This window comes from Micromonospora tarensis (genome assembly GCF_016803395.1).
In the GTDB taxonomy this organism is placed as follows: domain Bacteria; phylum Actinomycetota; class Actinomycetes; order Mycobacteriales; family Micromonosporaceae; genus Micromonospora; species Micromonospora tarensis.
The window spans coordinates 1-1,701 of record NZ_JAEVHL010000480.1 but is presented as its reverse complement, the minus strand read 5'-3'; the positions used below and the strand labels follow the sequence as shown (position 1 = coordinate 1,701).

The window sequence follows — 1,701 nt, the reverse complement described above, 5'->3', positions numbered from 1 at the left end:
GGGCCAGCCCGAGCAGCCGCTCCAGTCGACGGTGGCGGCGACGGCCTCGCCGAGGCGGCGGACCGCGCGGACGGTGTCGGGCGACCCGTCGACCACCGGCGCCACCCCGTGCCGCCGCGACGGCAGCACCGCCGGCAGGTCCTGGCGACGCAGCGCGCCGTAGACCGGCACTCCCACGTCGTCCAGCGCCTCGCGCAGCAACGCCTCGTGCCGCGACGACGCCACCCGGTTGAGGATCACCCCGCCGAGCCACAGCTGCTCGTCGTAGGAGCGGAAACCGTGCACCAGGGCCGCCACCGACTGACCCATCGCGGCCACGTCGACCACGAGCACGACCGGGCTGCGCAGCGCCGCCGCCGCGGCAGCGGTGGACTCCTGGTCCGGGCGACCACCGACCGAGTCGTACAGCCCCATGCTGCCCTGCACCACGGCGAGCCCGGCACCGGCGGCGCCGTGCGCCACCAGCGGGCCGAGCCGGTCCAGCCCGACCAGCCGGGGGTCGATCACCCGGCCGGGCCGACCGGCGGCGAGGCCGAGGTAGGCGGCGTCGACCGGGTCCGGCCCGAGCTTGAACCCGGCGACGTCGACCTGCCGCTCGGCCAGGGCGGCGAGCAGCCCGATCGCCAGCGCGTTCTTACCGTGTCCGGAGGACGGCGCGCTGAGCACCAGGCGCGGCACGACGGTCATCTTCGACTCCTCGCGAGCGGCGGCGGGTACGCGACGGGACGACCGAGGCCGATCCGTCGGCGTGACGATACCGGTCCGGCCGCGACGGCGAGCACCGCCAACCGGCGGCAGCGGCTCGCCTCCGGCCCCGGTCCCGGCCCGGTCCAGGTCAGTGGCGCCGGTCATACGGGTAGCCTCGGTGCCGTGTACCGGTTCCTGCTGAGCCCACGCTGGCTGGGCGCGCTCGCGCTGACCCTGGTCGCCGCCGCCGTCATGGTGTTCCTCGGCAACTGGCAGCTGGACCGCTACCGGGGGCGCACCGAGGTCAACGAGCGGATCGACGCGGGCCTGCGGATGGCCCCGGTGCCCATCGCCGACGCGCTGCGCGCCCCCACCGGCGGACCGGGCACGACGGGCCCGGCTCCCGCCGAGGAGAAGGTCTGGACCCGGGTCACCGTCACCGGCCGGTACGACCCGACGAACACCGTGCTGGTGCGGGGCCGGACGGTGGACAGCCGGGTCGGCTTCGAGGTGCTCACGCCGCTGGTGCTGGCCGACGGCACGGCGCTGCTGGTGGACCGGGGCTGGATTCCGCCCGCGCCGGGTGGGGCGACGGCGCAGCCGTCGGTGCCGGCCGTGCCCCCCGGTGACGTGACGGTGGTCGGTCGGGTGCACGAGACCGAGAGCGGCGCCGGTGCGGTGGCGCGACGGGACGGGCTGCTGGAGATCCGGCGGATCGGGGTGTCCCGGCTGGCCGGCGAGCTGCCCTACCCGGTCTACGGCGCCTACCTGCTGCTCGACGAGCAGACCCCGACGGCCGACCCGGTGTTCAAGGCGGTGCCGGTCGGGCACGCCAACAACTGGCAGAACTTCGGCTACGTGGTGCAGTGGTGGCTCTTCGCGGTGATGGCAGTGTTCGGCTACGGCTGGGTGGCCCGCCGGGAGGCCCGCCGAGCCGCCGGCATCGGCACCGCCCCGGCACCCCTGGACCGGGCGGCCGAGCCGACGCCGAGCGCGTCCGCCTGACCCGGGCCG

The 1,701-nt window shown here is 76.2% G+C and carries 2 protein-coding genes; one reads left to right on the top strand and one right to left on the bottom strand.

The genetic code is table 11. From position 1 onward, the window contains the following. A partial coding sequence (locus JM949_RS35740) for a nucleotide-binding protein (RefSeq protein ID WP_456320250.1) occupies positions 1–687 on the bottom strand: 687 nt, incomplete at its 3' end. A 183-nt stretch (positions 688–870) separates the two neighbouring features. Here JM949_RS35740 and JM949_RS35735 point away from each other — a divergent pair. Next, positions 871–1,692 carry an SURF1 family cytochrome oxidase biogenesis protein gene (locus JM949_RS35735; protein WP_203152446.1) on the top strand — a complete coding sequence of 274 codons (822 nt, stop codon included), beginning with the start codon at positions 871–873 and terminating at the stop codon, positions 1,690–1,692. The last annotated feature ends 9 nt before the right edge of the window (positions 1,693–1,701 follow it).